The sequence below is a fragment of the Dactylosporangium aurantiacum genome (genome assembly GCF_000716715.1).
Taxonomy (GTDB): domain Bacteria; phylum Actinomycetota; class Actinomycetes; order Mycobacteriales; family Micromonosporaceae; genus Dactylosporangium; species Dactylosporangium aurantiacum.
Window position 1 is genome coordinate 1 of record NZ_JNYJ01000118.1, and the last position, 2,036, is coordinate 2,036.

Annotated in this window: 1 protein-coding gene; it reads left to right on the forward strand. The window is 76.0% G+C overall.

What is annotated here, in order from left to right:
- Positions 1-2,036 (forward strand): beta-ketoacyl reductase (locus OP18_RS50475; protein WP_033367928.1); only part of this gene is annotated, 2,036 nt, incomplete at both ends.

Here is a 2,036-nt window from a genome sequence, read left to right on the forward strand (position 1 = left end):
CCAAGGGCGTGACGAAGTTCTTGGAGGTCGGTCCGGACGGGGTGCTGTCCGCGCTGGTCGACGGCATCCCGGCGATGCGCAAGGGACGCGACGAACCCATCACCCTGATGGCCGCGGTCGCCCGAGCCCATGTCGAGGGCTGGTCCCCGGACTGGGCACGGCTGCTCGCCGGCGGGCGCCGCGTCGACCTGCCCACCTACGCCTTCCAGCGGCAGCGGTACTGGCTCGACGCCGGCACACCCCCCGCCACCACATCCACGGTGGACGGCTGGCTGTACCGGGAGACGTGGACGCCGCTGCCGCTCCGCGACGCCGTGCTCCACGGCACGTGGCTCGTGGTCGGTGGCGCGTCCGAGGCCGTCGTCGCGGCCCTCACGGCGGCGGGCGCCGACACGGTCACCGCACCGGTCCGTGAAGGCCGCCTCCGGGAGGGCTCGTTCGCGGGTGTGGTCGCGCTGCCGACCGACGCCGCCGAGGCGCTCGACATCGTGCAGACCCTCGGCGACGCGGGCATCGACGCGCCTCTGTGGTGCGTGACCCGGGGCGCGGCCACCGACCCCGCCCAGCGTGCGGTCTGGGGCCTGGGCCGGGTCGTGGCCCTGGAGCACCCTGACCGGTGGGGTGGCCTGATCGACCTCGCCGACGGCGACCGGGACCTGGCGCTGCTACCGGCCGTCCTCTCCGGCACTGAGGACCAGGTGACGATCCGCGGCGGCGTCGCGCACGCCCGCCGCCTGACCCGGGCGGCAGCCACGAGCGGGTGGCAGCCGCGGGGCACGGTCCTGGTCACCGGCGGCACCGGCGCCCTCGGCACCCATGTCGCGAAGTGGCTCACCGCCCAGGGCGCGTCGAGGATTGTGCTGGTCAGTCGCCGCGGGCCCGACGCCCTCACCCTCGACCTTCCAGGCGTCGAGGTCGTCGCCGGCGACATCACCGATCGGGCGACGGTGACCCGGCTGGTCGCGGAGTACGCGCCGGACGCGGTCATCCACGCCGCCGGTGTCCTCGACGACGGCACCGTGGACGCGTTGACCCGGGAGCGGATCGCCGCCGTGATGGCGGCGAAGGTCGACGGTGCCCGCCACCTGGACGCCGCCACCCGCCATCTGCCGCTGGACGCGTTCATCCTCTTCTCCTCGTTCGCCGGATCCGTCGGCTCGGCCGGGCAGGCGAACTACGCCGCCGCCAACGCCGCCCTCGACGCGATCGCCGAGCAGCGCCGCGCGGACGGGCTGCCCGCGGTGTCGATCGCCTGGGGGCCCTGGGCCGGGGACGGGATGGCCGGGGACCTCGGCGACCGGCACCGCCGCGGCGGCGTCCGGCCGATGGACCCGCAGACCGCCGTCGCGCTCGTGGGCCGTACCGGCGACGGCGCCGTCATCGTCGCCGACATCGACTGGGACACATTCGGGCCCGCGTTCACCGCCACCCGGCCCGCGCCGCTCCTCGCCGGGCTCGCACCGGCCGCCGCCGCACCCGCGCCGCGCCGGCGCTTCGCCGACGTGCCCGCCAGTGAGCTGCCCGGGTACCTGCTCGACCTCGTCCGCGGCCACGCCGCCACGGTCCTCGGCCACGCCGACCCCGCCGCCGTCCACCGCGACCGGGCGTTCCGGGACCTCGGGTTCGACTCGTTGACCGCCGTCGAGTTCCGCAACGCGCTCACCGCCGCCACCGGCGTCGCCCTGCCGGCCACCGTCGTCTTCGACCACCCGACCCCGGAGGCGCTCGCCGCACTGCTCGTCGAGCAGATCAGCGGCGCGCGGACCACGGAAGCGGTACGGGCGGCGGTGCCCGCCGACGAGCCGGTCGCGATCGTGGCGATGGCCGGTCGGTTCCCCGGGGCGGCGACCCCGGAAGCGTTGTGGGAGCTGCTCGTCGAGGGCCGCGACGGGATCCGCGAGTTCCCCGCCGACCGCGGCTGGGACCTCGACACCCTCTTCGACCCCGACCCGGACCGGACCGGCACGTCGTACACCCGCACCGGCGGCTTCCTGCCCGGCGTCGCCGACTTCGACGCCGCGTTCTTCGGCATCTCG